The sequence below is a fragment of the Candidatus Thiodubiliella endoseptemdiera genome, assembly GCF_964212635.1.
Classification (GTDB): Bacteria; Pseudomonadota; Gammaproteobacteria; order PS1; family Pseudothioglobaceae; genus Thiodubiliella; species Thiodubiliella endoseptemdiera.
This window is the reverse complement of record NZ_OZ156463.1, coordinates 1207003-1226625: the sequence shown is the minus strand read 5'-3', so window position 1 is coordinate 1226625 and position 19623 is coordinate 1207003. Positions and strand designations below refer to the sequence as shown.

Here is a 19623-nt window from a genome sequence, read left to right as displayed (position 1 = left end):
CAACCCAACTTAAGCCTAAAAGGCTTTTGTTAAGTTGGGTAATTCTCCTTATAAAACGCTTGTTCATAATCATTGGGTGAATAATAACCAATCGTTGAATGTCGTCTAATCTTGTTGTAAAACACTTCAATATATTCAAAGATTGCACTTGTTGCTTGCGCTCTGGTTTGGTAGGTTTGTTGATTGACTAGCTCGGTTTTGAGTGTGTTAAAAAAGCTCTCAGCAACTGCATTATCATAGCATTCTCCTTTTCTACTCATGCTTTGGGTAATGTTATTTGCTTTAAATAATGCTAAATACTCATAAGCCCTGTAAGTAGAACCTTGATCTGAATGCAGTAATACTTGCTGTTGTCTTGGCTTGTTTTTGATTGCCATGCTCAGAGCGTCAATTACGAGCACTGTGTCATTATTCTTGCCCATTGACCAACCAGCAACTTTGCGTGAGTATAAATCAATCACAGTTGCTAAATACAACCAACCTTGCTGCGTCCAAACAAAGGTAGTGTCGCTTACCCATTTGCTATTGGGTGTTGTTGCAATAAATTCCCTGTTCAGTATATTATTAGCAAAGTTAATATTGTTTCTAGGTATTTTTGCCTTTTTATGGCGAATACTAAAATGGGCATATATGTTGTTTTTGTTCATCAGCCTCGCCACCTTATTCAGGCTAACCTTAACGCCTTGGGCTTTTAGTTCGTGATAAATCCTAGGCGAACCATAGGTTTGCCTACTATTTTTAAAGGCTTGAATGATTTGTAATATGATTTTATCGTTCTGCCTACTTCTAGGGCTTTGTGGTGTATGCTTCCAGTAGTAGTATCCGCTCTTGGATACCTGCATACAGCGACACAAAACAGTGATTGGGTAGTTTATCGTCTCTGAGGCGATAAACTTAAATCTTAACTGTTTTGACCTTTGAAGAAGGCTTGAGCCTTTTTTAGGATTTCTACCTCCATTTGAGCCAGTTTAAGGTCTTTTGCAAGTTGTTTGTTTTGCTTTAATAACGCCGAATGTGTTGCTTTGTGATGTGCTGTGTTGGCAGTATCGGCGGTTCTTTTAAAGGCTTTATCTTGTTTTTGATTCAATTCAATCCTCCATTTGTAGATCATGTTTCTGCGTAAACCTAAATCTCTTGCAAGCTGTGCAATGCAAGTATTTGGTTGATTTGCTAGTGCTAGGGTTTCTAGTTTAAAGGCTTTGGTGAAGGCTGTGTATTTTCTTGTCATTTTGGACTCCTAAATGTTAAAATTTAGTGTCCAGTTTATTGGGGGAGTTTCAGTGTGTTATTTTTTTGTTAAAACTGATTTTTTAATTAATTACACACTGACCCCAATTATTAAATGACCAGCCCTCATCTTTCATAAATTGTTCTAAATTTACACAACAAACATTAAACTTTTGACATACATTGGGAATTTTTGCGGCATTAGATTTGAGTTTTTCTTCGGTTACAACGCAAATATCTAGTATTTTTGCTCTGGCTATTAAATAAGGGTCTGCAACTTCTTTGCCTTGCAGTCTAGCTTTCTTACTAATTAAATTCTGAAAATGCTCGATTTCAAATATTTCTGTTATAAAGTCAGTCTCATTATTAGTCGGCATATCAAAAATATTATTTGTCATAACAAAATCAGCCAATAAATCCCTGCCATTTTCTAATTCTGTTTTAACAGCTCTAACAGAGATTATTTTCCCATTATCCACATACTCGTCAAATTTTTCCCAAAAAGAAGGGAATTGATTTCTATAATAATGGTTAAAAATCTTAATTAGGGTATTGGAGTCGAAAACATAAATCATAAGCGACCCCCTTCTTCAAAAATTAAGGACTCCATTTTTGGAATACGCCAAGGCTTAATATCTAAATAATCAGCCAACTGCTGAGTGGAAATATTGTTGTTATAATATTGAGAAAACGCTGTCTCCATATAAGTTTCACCTAAATAAACCCTTTTAGTGTAATCAGAATTACCGCCTAATTTTTTGTTATTTTTTTGCTCATTAAAAGAATTTTTCCATTCTTTAACTTGTTGAGCGTAAAAATTAGCGGTTATTTTTTGATTATCTAAAAATTTCCTTAGAATTACTTCACGACTAACGGCAAATTTATTGGCAATATTTGCCAAAGTTGTATCATTTATTTGGCTATTAAGGTAGTGTTTAAACGCCTCATCTGGGACTAAAAATTTGCCAGAAAAAGCGTTACAGAATACTTCTATTCTCTTATCGGTTTCAGATAATTTATTCGGATAATCTTGATTGCTAGATAGCATTTCAATCCCGTCAATACCAAATAAAAGGTGTGCTAACTCATGAAACAAAGTGAAAACTTGCCTAGAAGGCGGCAAACTATTATTAATATAAATAATAGGAAAAATATTATCATACAAACAAAATCCAGAAAAACCTTCATCCTTAAAGGCATCCTTAAAAACAAATATTCCATATTTTTCTAAAGCATTACGCCAAGCCTTAAAAGCAACTTCTGGCCTTTTGTATGTCTTTTGCTTCTCTAAATTAATCCCTATCAATAACCTAAGCTCATTTGCAACATCATCAATTGATTTATTACTAACATCAATTGAGTGTAATAGTATTTTTTTAGCGGGATTAACGCCATTATTTAACTCAAACAAGTTCATTTGCATTACCTTTGCTTTTCTAATGATATAGCGCAAAGACGGCTGAATATAACTCGCCTCTTGTTCTGGTAAAGTTCTAAATGACTGGCTAATTGGATTCTCTTGTGGCGCCTTTGGAAAGAAAAATAATGCCGTAGGGCGTTTATACTTATTGGCTAACTTTTCTAATTGTGGAAATGAAGGGCTGGATGCACCATCCTCCCAATCTTGTATAAATTGAGGTTCTTTTCTAAAATACTTGGCAATATCATCAAGTGAGAAACCAGATTGTTCTCTTGCCCAGATCAAAATTTTTGGATTAATGCCCTGCATAATTTATTTTATTTTGAATTTTTCTCGTTCCCACGCTTTGCGTGGGAACGAGGGAATCAGTAATAATTTTTATTATGCGTATGTTACGGTAAAAATACTTTAGTGGGGAGGTTTTGACGCTTGGAAAAACGCGGGACAAGGCTGGAAAAATGTGTAACAAGGCTGGAAATGTGTGGGACGAGGTTGTTGCATGTTTTTAAAAGTGATTAAAACGGTTGTTATTCGATGGGGTTGATGTCTAGATACCAGCGTACTTTATTTTTGAGTTTTAGTGTGTTTGTGTGTTGGTTGAAGGTTGAGAGCATTTGGTGCAGTGCTTTTCTGTTGTTGGATTGTAAGTAGAGGTTGAAATAATAGTAGTCTGCTTTTTTAAAGGTGCTATTGGCGACGGGACCCCAGATTTCTACGCCTTCTATTTGAATGCGTTTGAGTAGGTTGGCGGCATCGCGGAGGAAGTTTTCTGCCATTTGTTGGTTTTTGGCATTGGCACAGAGGAGGGCTTGTTGGGAGAAGGGGGGCATCATTGCTTGGGTGCGTTGTTTGAGTAGGATGGCGGCAAATTGGGTGTAGCGATTGGAGAGGACGAAGTTAAAAATGGGGTGTTCGGGGTAGCGGGTTTGGATGGCGACTTCGCCTTGTTCGCCGCTGCGACCGGCACGACCGGAGACTTGGATGAGTAGTTGGGCTAAGTATTCTGTGCCACGGAAATTGTTGGATAATAAGCCGCCATCAATATCTAATACACCGACCATGGCGAGGTTGGAGAAATCGTGTCCTTTGGCGAGCATTTGGGTGCCGACGATGAGGCAGGGGTTGCCTGAGTTGATTTGTTCTAAATGTTGTTCAAAGGCTTTTTTGCGGCGGGTGGTATCGCGGTCAATGCGAATAATGGGGGTGTTGGGAAAGTGTGAAGAGAGGGTTTCTTCTAGGCGTTCGGTGCCATAGCCGAGTACTTCTAATGTGTGTTTTCCGCAATCGGGGCAGGCTTGTTGGGGCATTTGTTCATCGCCACAATGGTGGCATTTTAGGCGGTTAATGTGGCGATGGTAGATCATGCCTGCATCGCAGTGGTTGCATTGGGCTTTCCAATCACATTCTGTGCAGAAGTAAACGGGGGCATAGCCGCGGCGATTGATGAATAGCATCACTTGTTTGTTATTTTTTAGGTGTTGTTGCATTTTGCCGATTAATAATGCGGAGAGTGCGTTGCCGGTTTCCGTGCGCATATCGATTAAACTGACTTTGGGTAGTAAAGCACCGCTGGCGCGTTTGGTGAGTTTTAGGCGGGTAATTTTTTTGTCCATTACTTGTTTTAACATTTCTAATGATGGCGTGGCAGTGCCGAGGACGACGGGGATGTTGGCTTGCTGGGCACGCACAAAACATAAGTCTCTGGCGGAGTAGCGGAAACTGGATTGTTGTTTGAAGGAGGTGTCGTGTTCTTCGTCAATGATAATTAAACCCAAATTGGGCATGGGGGCAAAGAGGGCGCTTCGGGTGCCGAGGACGACGCCTGCTGTGCCGTTTTTTGCCATTAAATAAGCGTCTAGTTTTTGTGTTTCATTGCGTTGGGAGTGGATAGAGACGATGCAGGTGCTGAGTCTGGCTTCGAAACGAGAGACCATTTGGGGGGTGAGTCCAATTTCAGGCACTAAGACGAGGACTTGTTTGCCTTGGTTTAATACGGTTTGGGCGATACGCAAATAAACCTCAGTTTTGCCGCTGCCCGTTACCCCGTGTAGTAAAAAGCCGTGATAGATGTCTAAATGCGTTTGGATTTGATGGATGGCGTGTTGTTGTTCGTCGCTAGGTTGGAAATCAGGTTCGCTGGTTTTAAGCGGTAAGCCGATGATTTTTTTGATAATAGCTGGCTTGCCAATGCGTAGGTTTTTTGGCAGTGCAGTTGCAATCACTTCGCCGATTGGGTGATGGTAATAATTGGCTGACCAGCGTAAAAATTTGAGCATGGGCGTGTCAAGTATGGGCGTGTCGTCTAATATTTCTGTTACGCTTTTTAATTTTTCAAAGTCACTTTTATCTTTGATTGCAAGCACCACGCCGACCACTATTTTGCGTCCAAACGGCACTTTGATCCGAGTGCCAACTGCTACTATTTGATCACACAAGTAATCAAAAGTTTGGTTTAGTGGCACTGGAATGGCAACTTCAAAAATGAATGACACGATTGTAATTAGTTGATAAAATAAAACATTTTAGCAACAAACCTATTCAATATATGGTGGTTATTCAAAACAGTATTAATAAAGTGTTGATTGAGGAGCAAAATCTGCTGGATACTTTGCAAAAGGTATTGGTGGATTTGGGTAAAGGTGAGAGTGAATTGTTGATTCGGCTGGTGGATAAAAGTGAAATTCAAATGCTGAATAAAACTTATCGTGGTAAAAATCAGGCTACCAATGTGCTGTCGTTTCCGAGCGATTTGCCTGTGGAAATTGAAGAGCCTATTTTGGGTGATGTGGTGATTTGTGTTCAGGTGGTGCGGGAAGAAGCTGATGCACAAGGTAAAACTTTTGTTCATCATTTAATACATATGGCAGTTCATGGGACTTTGCATTTATTGGGTTATGACCATATTGAAGATGATGAGGCGGTAGTGATGGAAAGTTTAGAGATTAAAATTTTGGGGGCGTTGACTATTGAGAATCCTTATTTGACTTTGATTTAACTTCGTTAACAACTTGTTGAGCATAACCGATGCGTTCTATTGCTTGCAGTTGGTTATTCACATAATACATCTTTAAAGTAGGGCGTTCCCAGGGGGGGATGCCAGCTTCTTGCAGGACTTTTTTTAGAGATTGGGCATGGTTTTTATTGGGTAGTGTAATGCGTTGTCCTGCTTGACGATAGCGAATAGAAAAATTATCTTGGTCTTTAAATTCGGTGTAGTAAGTGCAATCCACTGTCCCTGCTGTTGTCTTTTTTATTGTTTGATTATTGATAAAATACAGTTGATTTTGATAGCGACGAATTTCAAATTCCCCCCAACGCACGAGTGGCGTGGCATCTTCTTTAGCGTGGAGTAAACCTAGGATTTGTTGCATTATTTTATCGGTGGGTGCTAAAAATTCTAAGTTTGATAAATGGTAGCGAAGGATATTTTTAATGCGATAAGGTTTGAGTTGCAATAAACGCGTAACATTTAGGCGTTTGTTTGTCATTAACTGTTGTTGCTTGATGTCTGATTTTGCCAAATCTTGTGTGAGTTGCAAAGATTCTGATTGGTGTTTGGCGCTGCGGGCTAAGGTGTTGTGGATATTTTGATACACCGTTTCTAATTTAGGTAGAATCGCCAGTCTTACAAAATTACGGCGAAAATTTGTATCGGTATTACTGTCATCCTCCACCCATGACAGCTGATGGTCTTGGGCATATTGAAGGATGTCGGCTTTGTTAATATTGAGTAATGGGCGGTAATGTTCGCCAGCACCTAAGGCTTTGGATTTTGGCATAGCGGACAGTCCTGCTGCGCCAGCACCACGGAATAACTGTAATAATAAGGTTTCTGCTTGGTCGTTTTTGTGGTGGGCAGTGCATAACACATCATTTTCTTTTAATTGGGAAGATAAGGCAAGATAGCGCATTTTTCTTGCGTTTTCTTCGATATTAGAGGATTTATCTAAATCTAAGTCAATATTGATACAATCAATGTTGTGTGTTTGACAGAGTGTTAAGCAGAATGCTTGCCATTTGTCACTGTGTTGTGAGAGGTGGTGGTTGCAATGCACGGCACGCAATTGGTGCGGATAATGCTGTTGTAAATAATGTAACAAGACCACGGAATCGATGCCACCACTCAACCCAAGGACAATTTTTTTACCTTCTAAAAAGGTATCTTTATCCTTGAAACTTTCCAAAACTCAGGATTTTGTCTGCGCGTTGTTGCACCAACTGGTCAATATTAATGGCTGTTACTTCTGCCAGTTGTTGTTTTAAAGCATCTTGGAGTATTTGTTTGGCTGCCTTAGGGTCTCGATGGATGCCGCCCAATGGTTCATCAATAATCGTGTCAATCAAGCCTGCTTGTTTGAGGTGGGTGCTGGTGAGTTTGAGTGATTCTGCGGCAACACTCGCCTTGGCTGCATCTTTATACAGGATAGAGGCACAACCTTCGGGCGAAATGACCGAATAAATACTGTATTCAAACATCATCATTCTATCTGCTACGCCAATTGCCAATGCACCGCCCGATCCGCCTTCGCCAATGACGACAGAAATAATTGGGGTTTTCATAGTGGACATTTCAAATAAATTTTTGGCAATGGCTTCAGATTGCCCCCGTTCCTCTGCACCGATACCCGGATAAGCCCCCGGAGTGTCAATAAAAGTGATAATGGGTAATGAGAATTTTTCTGCCATTTTCATTAGTCGTAAGGCTTTTCGATACCCTTCTGGTTTAGGCATACCAAAATTATGTTTAATTTTTTCCTGTGTTGTGCGTCCTTTTTGTTGACCAATAAACATCACAGTCGCATTTCCCAGTTTAGCAATACCGCCAATAATCGCAAGATCATCCGCATAGGCACGGTCGCCATGCAGTTCAGTAAATTCATCGAACACCGAATCAATATAATCCGCTGTGTAAAGACGCATAGGATGACGGGCTAATTGTGCCACTTGCCAATCCGACAGCGAAGAGAATATTTTTCTTGTCAATATTGCACTTTTGTCTTGTAATGCTTGTATTTCCTCGGAAATATCCACTTTATCTTTGACATTGTGTAATGCTTCAATTTTGCCTTCTAAGTCAGCAATAGGTTGTTCAAAATCAAGGTAATCTAAGTTCATGTTGGGTTAAGATTTAGTATTTTACAATACGACGAATTATATCATTAAATTATTAATTGAGACCTTTGCATAAATATTAATAATCATCAAAACGCCATCTTTCATCAAATTACAAACTTTTTAAAAACACCCTTAGCCCTGCTAGGAGTGGATTTAAAAAATTTCCAATTTAATAAAATCTGTCATTTTGCTAATCATCCCTATTTATGCAAAGGTCTCTAATTAAAAAAGACTTGACATCTGTGACTATTTGTTGAAAATTCACTCTATTCTATTAGTTTAAACTTAAATCATAAATTTAAAGGGGAAAATATGCCAAAAAGTATCATTGACGGACTGTTCGGAAAATCACCAATTAGCCCACTACAACAGCATATGACTAGCGTTCATTCGTGCATTTCTTTGCTGAAAAGTTTTATGATTGCTATCGATAAACAAGAATGGGAAAGTGCACAAGAAATTAGAAAAGAAATTGGACATAAGGAAGGAGAAGCGGATATTTTGAAGAAAAAATTGCGTGCAAAATTGCCTTCAACCTTTATGATGCCGTTTTCTCGTCGTGATTTATTGGATTTATTATTGATTCAAGATTCAATTGCTAACACCACCAAAGATGTTGCAGGATTAATCATTAATCGCAAAATGACTTTGCCAAAAGCCATTTCTGTTGATGTGATTGAGCTCACTGATGTGTGTATCCAAACTTCGGCAGCGGCATTGAAAGCGGTGAATGAATTAGATGAATTAATGGAAACCGCCTTTGGTAATAGAGAACGCAAAGTAGTGAGTTCTATTATTGATGATGTGAATGAACTGGAAAGCAAATCAGACAAAATCCAGCACGAAATCCGCACCAAATTATTCCCGATAGAAAAAGATTATCTGCCCGTTGATGTGATGTTTTATTATCGTGCTATTGAGTGGCTGGGTGAACTGGCAGATTCTGCCCAAAAAGTCGGTTCTCGTTTAGAAGTATTGCTCGCCAAATAAGAGGTTATTATGGATATTATTGCAAATTATGGCGATATTTTATTAATCCTTGCAGTTGCTTTTGGGTTATTTATGGCGTGGGGTGTGGGTGCGAATGATGTGGCAAATGCGATGGGTACTTCGGTTGGCTCAGGGGCAATCACTGTCAAACAAGCGATTATCATTGCTGTTATTTTTGAATTTGCCGGTGCAGTGTTAGCAGGGGGCGAGGTAACGGCAACGATTCGCAAAGGTATTTTAGATGCCAATATTTTTACCAATGACCCGCATTTATTGGTTTACGGTATGTTGGCATCACTATTGGCAGCTGGCGTGTGGCTGATGGTTGCCTCTTCTTTCGGCTGGCCAGTCTCAACCACGCATTCAATTGTGGGTGCAATTGTGGGTTTTGGCGCGGTAGGCGTTGGTATTGATGCGGTTGCTTGGGGTAAGGTCGGTAAGATTGCGATGAGTTGGATTGTTTCCCCAGTTTTGGCGGGTAGTATCGCTTTTGCACTGTTTAAAAGTTTGCAAAGTTTAATTATTGATACGGCACATCCCTTTGAGAACGCTAAAAAATATGTGCCGTTTTATATGTTTTTAGTGGGTTTTGTGATTTCTTTAGTAACTATTTTTAAAGGACTTAAACACATTGGTTTGGAATTTGAAACCAGCACCAGTTATATGCTGGCATTTGGATTTGGACTATTGGTTGCCTCTATCGGCACTTTGATTATTCGCCGCATCCATATTAACCCCAACGAAAATAAAGATTTTCACTTTACTTCAATGGAAAGAGTGTTTAGCGTATTAATGGTTATCACCGCCGCCGCCATGGCATTTGCACACGGATCAAATGATGTGGCAAACGCTATTGGACCACTAGCAGCAATCTATGGCGTGATTGAAAGTGGGGGCTTAATTGGCTCTAAAAGTGCCTTGCCAGTCGGTATTTTATTGGTTGGTGGTGCAGGCATTGTCCTCGGTTTAGTCACTTACGGACACAAAGTTATTGCCACAATCGGCACGGGCATTACACAATTAACCCCCTCTCGGGGCTTTGCCGCTACTTTAGCCGCTGCCGCAACCGTCGTGATTGCCTCAGGCACAGGTTTACCCGTATCCACCACGCAAGTTTTGGTCGGTGCAGTTTTGGGAGTGGGTCTAGCACGAGGAATGGCAGCACTCAATACCAGGGTGATTAACAAAATCTTTTTATCGTGGTTGATTACATTGCCAGCAGGTGCATTGATGTCAATCTTATTTTTCTTTACGCTCAAAGGAGTATTCGGCGCATGACATTAACAGAAGTCCAGGCAAAACTTGAAGCAGGCATTCAACATTCAACGGTAACAATGGAAGGTGACGGCTGTAATTGCTCAACCTTGGTAGTTTCCCCTATTTTTGAAGGTATGTCGTTATTAGCCAGACAAAAAATGGTATTGGCTGCCGTGCGTACAGAAATTGACAGTGGTGAATTGCACGCATTAAGCATTAAAGCACGCACACCAGCAGAAGTTTAGCCTTCAAAGTCGTCTATAACACGATTTTTTAGGTCTTGCATAATCGCTTTCCGCATTGCGTCTGAATAATTAACCCAGTGGCTAATTTCATCGCTATTGCGTTTACAACCGACGCAAAAATTCTGTTTGTTGTATTTACAGATACCGATGCAGGGTGATTGAATCATTTGAGTGCTCATATTGAGACCTTTGCATAAATATGAATAATCATCAAAACGCCATCTTTCATCAAATTACAAACTTTTTAAAAACACCCTTAGCCCTGCTAGGAGTGGATTTAAAAAATTTCCAATTTAATAAAATCTGTCATTTTGCTAATCATCCCTATTTATGCAAAGGTCTCATATTATAATATTATTGGGGTTTAGGTCAAGTAAAATAGCCGCTTTTATTTTATCGTATTATTCTCATGGGTTTTTCCAAATTAGGTTTATCAGATTCTATTCTTGACGCAGTGACTAAAAAAGGTTACGACCAACCATCGCCCATTCAAGAGCAGGGCATCCCTGTTATACTAGCAGGCAAAGACATTATGGCCGCCGCCCAAACAGGCACAGGAAAAACCGCAGGTTTCACCCTGCCAATTTTGCAAATTTTGTCAAAAGGCACGCCTGCAAAATCCAACCAAGTACGCACACTGATTTTAACCCCAACACGCGAACTCGCCGCCCAAGTGCAAGCCAGTGTTACCGATTACGGTAAGCAATTACCGCTTAAATCAGCCGTGGTTTTCGGTGGCGTGAAAATCAACCCACAAATGCAAAAACTCAGAAGTGGCGTGGATATTTTGGTAGCAACCCCAGGCAGATTATTAGATTTATATTCACAAAATGCCGTGAAGTTTGACCAATTAGAAATTTTTGTGATGGACGAGGCGGATAGAATGTTAGATATGGGATTTATTCACGATATTAAACGAATTTTAAAGGTTTTACCGACAAATAGACAAACTTTAATGTTTTCCGCTACCTTTTCAGATGAAATCAGAAAACTCGCCAAAACACTGGTTGATAACCCAGTAGAAATTTCAGTTACCCCAAGAAACACCACAGTGAAATCCGTCAAACAATGGATTCACCCCGTTGACAAATCCAAAAAACAAGCTTTACTAACGCACCTTATCCAAGAACACAGTTGGTATCAAGTATTGGTATTCAGTCGCACCAAACACGGTGCCAATCGCATTGCCACACAACTCGGCAAAAAAGGCATTACCGCCGCCGCCATTCACGGCAACAAATCCCAAGGTGCAAGAACGCGTGCCTTAGCAGATTTTAAAGCAGGCAAAGTCAATGTCCTAGTCGCCACCGACATCGCCGCCCGTGGCATCGACATCGTTGAACTTCCCCATGTCATCAATTTTGACCTACCCAATGTCCCCGAGGATTATGTCCATCGCATCGGCAGAACTGGTCGTGCTGGCTCAAAAGGCGAAGCCATCTCATTAGTCAGTGCCGATGAAGCCAAACAACTTTTTGACATCGAACGCCTCACCCAGAAAAAACTAGAACGCATTATGGTCGATGATTTTATCCCCAGCCATGATGTGCCTGAAACGGGTAAAAAATTACCCCCCTCTAAAAACACAAAACCCAAGAAAAACAAAGCCCGAAAAAAACCAAGATACGGCAAAGACAGTAACTCTGCTGAAAACAAAAATAAGCCAAAGAAAAGCTTTTGGAATAATAAATCTAAGTCCTAATTCAAAGATAGGACTGGTGTTAGATTTGTAGAGACCTTTGCATAAATAGGGATGATTAGCAAAATGACAGATTTTATTAAATTGGAAATTTTTTAAATCCACTCCTAGCAGGGCTAAGGGTGTTTTTAAAAAGTTTGTAATTTGATGAAAGATGGCGTTTTGATGATTATTCATATTTATGCAAAGGTCTCAAATAATCAAAATAACACTCTAACTCTAATTATTTATTGTTAAAAACAGATACGACAAAGAGTATACTATCTTAATAATTTCTGCTTTTGGATTAAGGTATTTACTTTTTGAAAGTAGCATAATAAGGGGATAAAAAAATGTATCAATTAAAGTTTGTAGTGATTTTAGCGTTAGGTTTATCGTCTATGGGAGTCAGCGCTTATGTTGGGGTTTTTTGTGCAAAAGATAAGGAATCAACGGCGGGGGATAGTTATGGATGTTGCCATAATGCGAATTGGGATAGAGGAGGTATGCTATGGGTTAATATGGCACCCTACTATGATACCTGCCCAGGAGAGAGTTTTATCAGCTTTGCATGTAAAAAAGACACGGGGGTTGTTGCATCCAATCCGCCGAATATAACCGTGGTTCAAGATTGCAATAACCACGGTTACCCGTATATAAAATTCTCAAATTAACTTTATTCAAAAGTAGATTGGAATAAAGGAAAAATAGTACCATTTTCAAAAAAAATAATTGCACTAAATAAAAGCTTAGATTAGCGGTAGTTTTATTGAAGAACTTTAGATTACGATAAAATGCTTAATTGTAAGACATTTAGAGTAGTAGAGACCTTTGCATAAATATGAATAATCATCAAAACGCCATCTTTCATCAAATTACAAACTTTTTAAAAACACCCTTAGCCCTGCTAGGAGTGGATTTAAAAAATTTCCAATTTAATAAAATCTGTCATTTTGCTAATCACCCCTATTTATGCAAAGGTCTCTAGTAAAAAAAATATATGAATTTGGTGGAGATGGCGAGAATTGAACTCGCGTCCGAAAACCTTCAAACAAGGAATCTACATGCTTAGCTTGGTCTATTGTAGTTAGCAACTTGCCACCCGACCATCAGGGATTGCAAGTGCGATCCCAGTAAGTTTTAACCGAATTATCCTGAAAAAACAATCCTAGCGAGTCTGTAATCGACCGCTGTCCAAGAAGCACAGACAACTTCAAGGGAGCGGCTAGCTATGCAGCTAGAGCGTAGTTGTTTTCGTTTGCAACTATCTTTTTTGAGAAACGGTTACGAGTTATTCTCATCCTCGGCATGCATCCTTGAGATCCAACTCCTCGTCGAAGCCATGTCATCCCCTTGGAAAAATTGGATTATACACTTTATTGAATAGTTATTCTTGCAAATTTGCGTTTGCCGACTTGATAAACGGCTATGCCTATTTCTGGGGTGAGACCTTTATCGGTTATTTTTTCACCGTTAATTTTAGCCGCACCTGCTTTAATCATTTGATAAGCATTTGAGGTGCTGGGGCAAAGTCCAGCGTCTTTGAGTAAATTGGCAATTTTGATACCTGCGTCAAAAGTGAATTCTGCCATTTCATCGGGAATTTGATTTTTAGAGAAGCGCTCGATGAAGTTTTGTTGCGCTTGTTTGGCAGCATTTTCATCGTGGAAACGGGTGATTATTTCAGCGGCTAAGATAAATTTAATATCTCTTGGATTTTTTCCACCTTCCATTTCTTGCTTTAAATTTGCGATGGTTTCTAAACTCTCAAAACTTAAGAGTTCAAAATAACGCCACATTAATTCATCCGAAATGGACATAATTTTGCCAAACATTTCATCGGCTGCATCATCAATACCGATGTAATTGTCTAAGGACTTTGACATTTTTTGCACGCCGTCTAAACCTTCTAAAATCGGCATTGTTAAGATAACCTGTTGCTCTTTGCCGTAGCGTTTTTGTAATTCTCTACCCATCAATAAATTAAACTTTTGGTCGGTACCGCCGATTTCCATATCGCTTTCAAGCACAACAGAATCGTAGCCTTGTACAAGTGGATATAGAAATTCATGGATGGCAATATCATTGCCATTTTTGTAACGAGTATCAAAATCATTGCGTTCCAACATTCTAGCAACTGTGCGCATTGATGAAAGTTTGATAAATTCCATTGGGGTTAATTTATCCATCCACTGAGAGTTAAAAATAACCGTTGTTTTTTCTTTGTCTAAGATTTTGAACACTTGTTCTGTATAACTCTTGGCATTTTCTACTACTTGCTCACGAGAAAGTGGGGGGCGAGTTTTACTTTTGCCTGTCGGGTCGCCAATCATCGCAGTGAAATCACCGATTAAAAATTGAATTTCATGCCCCAAATCTTGCAACATTTTGAGTTTATTGATTAACACTGTATGCCCTAAATGCAAATCGGGTGCCGTTGGATCAAAACCCGCTTTAATTTTTAAAACTTTTTTGCGTTTGAGTTTATCTTTAAGTTCTGCAAGTGGCAAGATTTCATCAGTGCCTCGTTGGAAAATTTCTAATTGTTGTTTTAAATCCATTTTAATCCTTGTTTTTCGTATTCGTATAATTTGCCATCGTTAAAGATGAGCGCGTGGTTGTTCTTTATACAAGCCTATTTTAATCCCTGTGTCTAATTTTTTAGGTTTTTCATACGACACAATTTTGTGCAATATTTTTTGTGTTTTCTATTGTATTCAATCACAGAGCTTTCCCCCTTTGATTACAGTGCTTATTTTAACCAAAGTTGTCAAGTTGATGATTAAACTTTGCCCTACACAACAAAAAGACAACCTTCCAATCTAAAACTAAAAACCCAACACATAACCCCCTTTCCGCCTTGACAAGGTTCGACCTTGTCAATGGTTGATAGAAATCCCAGTATATAGTGTTTTCAATGCTATTGCTACTGGCGTTGCCGTTGATGCGTTGATTGAGCCTTAATACGCTGTAACTTGATGGTGTCCCATTAAATGGTGTTGACATTACCTGTGAAGTCAGCGCCTGTGGCGGTGCGGTGTTCTTTATCTAAGCCCAGGGGTTTGGTTTATCGGAATTAAGAGACTTTTACTCTTTAAATAAACACGCATGACTGAGGTGCTGTTATTATGTGAGACCTTTGCATAAATATGAATAATCATCAAAACGCCATCTTTCATCAAATTACAAACTTTTTAAAAACACCCTTAGCCCTGCTAGGAGTGGATTTAAAAAATTTCCAATTTAATAAAATCTGTCATTTTGCTAATCATCCCTATTTATGCAAAGGTCTCTATGTAAGTTTCATAAGTTGGCTATTATCCACACAAAAATATGGATATGTGGGTTTTTGGTGTTAATTTTATTGCCTTGTTAGATTTTAATAATCAGTTTGGATAAGGCTGGGGAAACTGGTGGTTTAGTCTGTCGATGCTTGTCAAAGGGGTTGGGTTTATCACCTTAGTTCTATTGTTCTGCTCTATATCTTAAATTAAACCATAAAAAACCCAAACAGTTGTTTGGGTTTTTTGTTTTCAATAATTAAAGATTAATTAGCTATTGATTCTTTCTTGAATTGCATTAATAACTGCCTCAGATGAGGTTGCATCAACACTCAATAACAGGCCTTCTTTTTCGTAGAAACCCACTAAAGGTGCAGTTTGGTCGTTATAGACATTTAAACGATTACTGATGGCTTCTTCTGTTTCGTCGTCGCGTTGAACTACTGGCTCGCCACATTTATCACAAACGCCTTCAACTTTAGGTGGGTTGGATTTGACATTGTAAATTTCACCGCAACCTGTGCAAGTGCGTCGTGTGGTTAAACGGTCAAGAATGACATCACGAGGCACATCGATTTCAACTGCAGCATCTAATTTTTCACCCATTTTCTCAAGTAATGTTTTTAATGCTTCTGCTTGTGGAATAGTACGCGGGAAGCCGTCTAGCAAGTAGCCAGATTTACAATCGTCCTCTTTAAGGCGTTCTTCCATAATGCCCATAATTAAATCGTCAGACACTAGGTCGCCTGCTTTCATTGCTGCTTGAGCCTGTTTGCCAAGTTCAGTCCCCGCGGCAACCGCTCCACGCAAAATATCGCCTGTAGAAATTTGAACCGAGCCATCAATTTTAGTTAGTAATTTAGCAACAGTGCCTTTGCCTGCACCTGGTGCGCCTAAAAGAATTAGTTTCATAATGTTTTCCTTAAAATAATTAATAAAATTAGCCCTTTTTTATAATGTCAGGCAAAAACGAGTGGGAATTATACCATAGCACACTTTCCGAACTCTAATACAATTTACAAATGGGGTGAAGAATGATACTGTTTCTTAATCGGGGGGGGGTCTATCTTTTTGGAATCTATTGGACGACTACGACCATTGCTGGGCGGATTAGGCGACCGTTTAGTGTAAAGCCAACTTGCACTACCTCTAAAACAGTGTTGGATTTTTTATCGGGCATAGGTACCATTGTTACGGCTTCGTGGTATTCGGGATTGAATGTTTCGTCTATTGGGTTGATGGATTCAATGCTGAATTTGGCTAGGGTGGATAGGAAAACTTTGTCGGTCATTTCTAGTCCTTCAAGGATACTTTCAATGGTTGCACTTTCTTCTTTTGCAGTTTTTAAGCCCATTGTTAATGAATCTTTGACTTCGAGTAGGGCTTTGGCGAAGTTGTCTAAGGCAAATTTGTGGGCGTTTTCTAAATCAATGGCGTTGCGGCGTTTCATATTTTCCATTTCTGCTTGAGCACGGATGACTTTTTCATAACTGTCTTTGGCGGATTTTTGGGCTTCTTCTAGTTGTGCTTGTAAATCATCGTCTGTTGATATTTTGGACGCATTTAAAATGGCGTCTTCGATGTTATTTTCCTCTGTTGCTGCAGCTTCTGTTTGATTTTCAACTGTTTCATCAGCCACTTCTACTTCTTTTTGGTTTTCTGTTGCTTTTTTTGTCATAATTCTGTCCTAATTCGTGTATATTTCGTTTGCTATATAGGCACTATTTTAAATAAATCAACTGCGAATAAATAACTATGTTTAATACAATCGGAATTATCACCAAACCCAACGACCCTAATAGTGATAGAAAAGCACTAGAATTGGGGGCTTTGCTTGAGGAAAGAAGCGTTACTGTAGTGCATGGAGAGCAGATTGGCGAACAGGCAGATTTAATCATCGTGGTTGGAGGCGATGGCTCGCTACTGAATACAGCACGAACTTTTGTGGATAAAAAAATTCCGATATTAGGGATTAATTTAGGCAGACTTGGATTTTTAGCCGATGTGCCTGCGACCAAAATGCAAACTATTGTAACTGAAGTGTTAAATGGTAATTTTATTCAAGAAAAGCGTCATTTATTATCGTGCCAAATTAAACAAAACGGTAAAGTGCTGGGGCAATACTTGGCGTTGAATGATGCGGTAGTACATAGAACTGAAACTTTGAAAATGATTGAGTTTGATTTGTTGATTGACGGTAAATTTGTCAGTAATCAACGCGCTGATGGGCTGATTGTTACTACGCCCACAGGTTCAACTGCTTATGCACTTTCAAGTGGTGGTCCGATTATGCATCCTGGATTGGACGCGATTGGTTTGGTCTCTATTTGCCCGCATACTATGAGTCATCGCCCATTGTTGGTACCGGGTAAAAGCGAGGTGGTGGTGCATATTAGAGAATCTGATGTAGGGGCAACGGTTAATTTTGATGGGCAAACTTCGGTGCCGATTGTGGTGGGGCAAGCTATTCATTTGCGTCAGCATCAGAGTTTGATTCATTTATTGCATCCGCAAGATTATGATTACTTTGAGATTATTCGTTCTAAATTGCACTGGGGTGCGAAATTATAAATGTTATCTCAACTCTCGGTTAAAAATCTCGCTGTTGTTGAAACATTGGACTTGTCTTTTGAGTCTGGTATGAGTGCGGTAACGGGCGAAACAGGGGCGGGGAAATCTATCCTTTTGCAAGCTTTGAATTTAGCACTCGGTCATCGTAGCGATTCGACACTTTTGCGTCATGGTAAGGACAAGGCCGAAGTCAGTGCGGTGTTTGAGGTGGCTAATCAGCAAAAAATACAAGATTATCTCAAAGAACAATCGCTGGATGAAGATGGGGAATGTATTTTGCGTCGAATTGTGATGGCTGATGGGCGCTCAAAAGCCTTTGTGAATGGGGTAAGTGTGCCGTTATCGGTGTTGCGTGGTGTGGGCGAGTTGTTGATTGATATGCACGGGCAGAACGAACATCAATTATTATTGCGTACCGATCAACAACAAGATTTGCTTGATACTTATGCGCAAAATTCTGTGGCGTGTGCGGCATTGAATGTTATAGTGGCGGACTATACTGCGGTGAGCAAACAGATTGACGAACTCAGCAATAATCAAGAATTAAAACAGCAACAGCAAGAATTATTACAACATCAATTAGATGAATTAGACAGTGCAGTGTTGGTGCAAGATGAGTTAAATACGATTGAGCAAGATTTTAAAATGAGTGCGAATTCTGCCAGTTTAATTGAACAAACTTCGGGTGTTCTCAACCAACTTGAGCAGGAAAATGGGGCGAATGTGCAACTGATGGCACTCAGTCACTCGCTCAATCAGGTGGTAGATACTGACGAAAAATTAGCCCCAATTGCCGAGTTAATATCAAGCGCTCAGGTGCAGACTCAGGAAAGTATCTATGAACTGACGAATTATTTGAGTGGCTTGTCGTTTGATGAAGAAACAACCAAAAATTTAGAATCGCGTTTGGGTGAGTTGCACGATTTGGCGCGTAAACATTCTTGTCAGATTATGGAATTGATTGAAGTTAAGGATAAAATTGCGGGCGAATTAGAAGTGATTGGGGGTGCAGAGCTGTCGATAGACGATTTAGAGCGACAAAAGTCGACTTTGGTAGAACAATATAATGAAAAAGCCGTAGCGTTGAGCAAGGTGCGTGTTGAAAAAGCTGAACTGTTATCAAGTTTGGTGACTGACGCAATGCAAGTTTTGGGTATGCTGGGTAGTGCGTTTACCGTTGACTTGCCGAAGAAGGTGGAAGGCGTGCATTACAATGGCAATGAGAGTGTTGATTTCTTGGTAAAAACTAATATGGGTAGTGATTTTAAAGCCTTGAAAAAGGTTGCGTCGGGGGGCGAGTTATCACGGATTTCTTTGGCGATTTCAGTTGTCAGCAGCGACAGCGAATACACGCCGACTTTGATTTTTGATGAGGTCGATGTTGGTATCAGTGGTGCTGTTGCCGAAGTCGTCGGGCAAAAACTCAAACAGTTAAGCGGGCATTATCAAATCATTTGTATCACTCATTTGGCACAAGTTGCTGCCTTTGGACATCAACATTTGCGTGTGCATAAATCGCAGGAAAATGAAGGCGCACAAACAACAGTAATGCAATTATCTGATGATGAGCGTGTTGACGAGATTGCACGTATTTTAGGAGGTGCAATAATTACTGATAGCACCCGTTCTACTGCAGCAGAAATGATACAACTTAGCCTAGTTTGATTGCCTTTAGAGACCTTTGCATAAATATGAATAATCATCAAAACGCCATCTTTCATCAAATTACAAACTTTTTAAAAACACCCTTAGCCCTGCTAGGAGTGGATTTAAAAAATTTCCAATTTAATAAAATCTGTCATTTTGCTAATCATCCCTATTTATGCAAAGGTCTCTAGG

The 19623-nt window shown here is 39.6% G+C and carries 23 protein-coding genes and 1 other RNA gene; 12 read left to right on the top strand and 12 right to left on the bottom strand.

Annotated elements, in window-relative coordinates:
* Positions 1 to 29: 29 nt before the first annotated feature.
* The 5 genes from AB8525_RS06450 to priA form a co-directional block, all read right to left on the bottom strand.
* The gene (locus AB8525_RS06450) at positions 30 to 890 is read right to left on the bottom strand and encodes an IS3 family transposase (protein WP_369179028.1); all 861 of its coding nucleotides are present in this window, start codon (positions 888 to 890) and stop codon (positions 30 to 32) included.
* Between the two features lie 11 nt (positions 891 to 901).
* On the bottom strand, positions 902 to 1228 hold the full coding sequence (locus AB8525_RS06445) for a transposase (protein WP_369150253.1): 327 nt from the start codon (positions 1226 to 1228) through the stop codon (positions 902 to 904).
* 82 nt (positions 1229 to 1310) lie between these two features.
* Complete coding sequence (locus tag AB8525_RS06440) at positions 1311 to 1802, bottom strand: PIN domain-containing protein (protein WP_369176953.1); 492 nt, start codon at positions 1800 to 1802, stop codon at positions 1311 to 1313.
* Positions 1799 to 2956: a helix-turn-helix domain-containing protein gene (locus AB8525_RS06435; protein WP_369176951.1), complete on the bottom strand. Its 1158-nt coding sequence runs from the start codon at positions 2954 to 2956 to the stop codon at positions 1799 to 1801. Before AB8525_RS06435 ends, AB8525_RS06440 begins: the two co-directional genes overlap by 4 nt.
* A 218-nt stretch (positions 2957 to 3174) precedes the next feature.
* Entirely contained in the window at positions 3175 to 5139 is a 1965-nt protein-coding gene (gene priA, locus AB8525_RS06430; protein WP_369176949.1) for a primosomal protein N', read from the bottom strand.
* A gap of 53 nt (positions 5140 to 5192) precedes the next feature.
* On the opposite strand from priA, the gene ybeY reads away from it, so the two are divergent.
* Positions 5193 to 5642, top strand: a complete 450-nt coding sequence (gene ybeY, locus AB8525_RS06425; RefSeq protein WP_369176947.1) for an rRNA maturation RNase YbeY — start codon at positions 5193 to 5195, stop codon at positions 5640 to 5642.
* Here ybeY and tilS read toward each other — a convergent pair.
* Positions 5611 to 6831: a tRNA lysidine(34) synthetase TilS gene (tilS, locus tag AB8525_RS06420; RefSeq protein WP_369176945.1), complete on the bottom strand. Its 1221-nt coding sequence runs from the start codon at positions 6829 to 6831 to the stop codon at positions 5611 to 5613. The two genes, ybeY and tilS, sit on opposite strands and share 32 nt — an antisense overlap.
* Complete coding sequence (locus AB8525_RS06415; RefSeq protein WP_369176943.1) at positions 6812 to 7762, bottom strand: acetyl-CoA carboxylase carboxyltransferase subunit alpha; 951 nt, start codon at positions 7760 to 7762, stop codon at positions 6812 to 6814. The genes tilS and AB8525_RS06415 overlap by 20 nt, the downstream gene beginning before the upstream one ends.
* A gap of 312 nt (positions 7763 to 8074) precedes the next feature.
* Here AB8525_RS06415 and AB8525_RS06410 point away from each other — a divergent pair, with 312 nt between their 5' ends.
* Genes AB8525_RS06410 through AB8525_RS06400 form a run of 3 tightly spaced genes read left to right on the top strand, consistent with a single transcriptional unit; the run spans position 8075 to position 10254 of the window.
* On the top strand, positions 8075 to 8752 hold the full coding sequence (locus AB8525_RS06410; RefSeq protein WP_369176941.1) for a TIGR00153 family protein: 678 nt from the start codon (positions 8075 to 8077) through the stop codon (positions 8750 to 8752).
* A 9-nt stretch (positions 8753 to 8761) separates the two neighbouring features.
* Positions 8762 to 10030, top strand: coding sequence for an inorganic phosphate transporter (locus tag AB8525_RS06405; protein ID WP_369176939.1), 1269 nt, complete (start codon positions 8762 to 8764; stop codon positions 10028 to 10030).
* A complete protein-coding gene (locus AB8525_RS06400) occupies positions 10027 to 10254 on the top strand; it encodes a BolA family protein (RefSeq protein WP_369176938.1) in 228 nt (75 codons plus the stop codon). Before AB8525_RS06405 ends, AB8525_RS06400 begins: the two co-directional genes overlap by 4 nt.
* On the opposite strand, the gene AB8525_RS06395 is transcribed toward AB8525_RS06400, so the two are convergent.
* The gene (locus tag AB8525_RS06395) at positions 10251 to 10433 is read right to left on the bottom strand and encodes a DUF1289 domain-containing protein (protein WP_369176936.1); all 183 of its coding nucleotides are present in this window, start codon (positions 10431 to 10433) and stop codon (positions 10251 to 10253) included. The genes AB8525_RS06400 and AB8525_RS06395 overlap by 4 nt on opposite strands.
* Before the next feature lie 20 nt (positions 10434 to 10453).
* Between AB8525_RS06395 and AB8525_RS06390 the strand changes: the two genes are divergently transcribed.
* From AB8525_RS06390 to AB8525_RS06375, 4 genes are all read left to right on the top strand, one after another.
* A complete protein-coding gene (locus AB8525_RS06390; protein WP_369150519.1) occupies positions 10454 to 10606 on the top strand; it encodes a hypothetical protein in 153 nt (50 codons plus the stop codon).
* Positions 10607 to 10663: 57 nt separating this feature from the next.
* Positions 10664 to 11956: a DEAD/DEAH box helicase gene (locus AB8525_RS06385; RefSeq protein ID WP_369176934.1), complete on the top strand. Its 1293-nt coding sequence runs from the start codon at positions 10664 to 10666 to the stop codon at positions 11954 to 11956.
* 329 nt (positions 11957 to 12285) lie between these two features.
* Complete coding sequence (locus tag AB8525_RS06380) at positions 12286 to 12606, top strand: hypothetical protein (RefSeq protein WP_369176932.1); 321 nt, start codon at positions 12286 to 12288, stop codon at positions 12604 to 12606.
* Positions 12607 to 12773: 167 nt separating this feature from the next.
* Positions 12774 to 12920: a hypothetical protein gene (locus tag AB8525_RS06375; RefSeq protein ID WP_369149988.1), complete on the top strand. Its 147-nt coding sequence runs from the start codon at positions 12774 to 12776 to the stop codon at positions 12918 to 12920.
* A gap of 19 nt (positions 12921 to 12939) precedes the next feature.
* On the opposite strand, the gene ssrA is transcribed toward AB8525_RS06375, so the two are convergent.
* Positions 12940 to 13285: a transfer-messenger RNA gene (gene ssrA, locus AB8525_RS06370) on the bottom strand.
* Between the two features lie 23 nt (positions 13286 to 13308).
* Positions 13309 to 14493, bottom strand: coding sequence for a tyrosine--tRNA ligase (tyrS, locus tag AB8525_RS06365; protein WP_369150234.1), 1185 nt, complete (start codon positions 14491 to 14493; stop codon positions 13309 to 13311).
* 588 nt (positions 14494 to 15081) lie between these two features.
* Here tyrS and AB8525_RS06360 point away from each other — a divergent pair.
* The gene (locus tag AB8525_RS06360) at positions 15082 to 15291 is read left to right on the top strand and encodes a hypothetical protein (protein WP_369150233.1); all 210 of its coding nucleotides are present in this window, start codon (positions 15082 to 15084) and stop codon (positions 15289 to 15291) included.
* Positions 15292 to 15483: 192 nt separating this feature from the next.
* On the opposite strand, the gene AB8525_RS06355 is transcribed toward AB8525_RS06360, so the two are convergent.
* Entirely contained in the window at positions 15484 to 16125 is a 642-nt protein-coding gene (locus AB8525_RS06355) for an adenylate kinase (protein WP_369176930.1), read from the bottom strand.
* Positions 16126 to 16291: 166 nt separating this feature from the next.
* Positions 16292 to 16891, bottom strand: a complete 600-nt coding sequence (gene grpE, locus AB8525_RS06350; protein WP_369176928.1) for a nucleotide exchange factor GrpE — start codon at positions 16889 to 16891, stop codon at positions 16292 to 16294.
* A gap of 77 nt (positions 16892 to 16968) precedes the next feature.
* Here grpE and AB8525_RS06345 point away from each other — a divergent pair, with 77 nt between their 5' ends.
* Genes AB8525_RS06345 through AB8525_RS06335 form a run of 3 tightly spaced genes read left to right on the top strand, consistent with a single transcriptional unit; the run spans position 16969 to position 19622 of the window.
* Positions 16969 to 17784: an NAD(+) kinase gene (locus AB8525_RS06345; RefSeq protein ID WP_369150230.1), complete on the top strand. Its 816-nt coding sequence runs from the start codon at positions 16969 to 16971 to the stop codon at positions 17782 to 17784.
* A complete protein-coding gene (gene recN, locus AB8525_RS06340; protein ID WP_369176926.1) occupies positions 17785 to 19449 on the top strand; it encodes a DNA repair protein RecN in 1665 nt (554 codons plus the stop codon). It begins immediately after the preceding gene.
* Positions 19450 to 19475: 26 nt separating this feature from the next.
* Positions 19476 to 19622, top strand: coding sequence for a hypothetical protein (locus AB8525_RS06335; protein WP_369149988.1), 147 nt, complete (start codon positions 19476 to 19478; stop codon positions 19620 to 19622).
* Position 19623 lies beyond the last annotated feature (1 nt).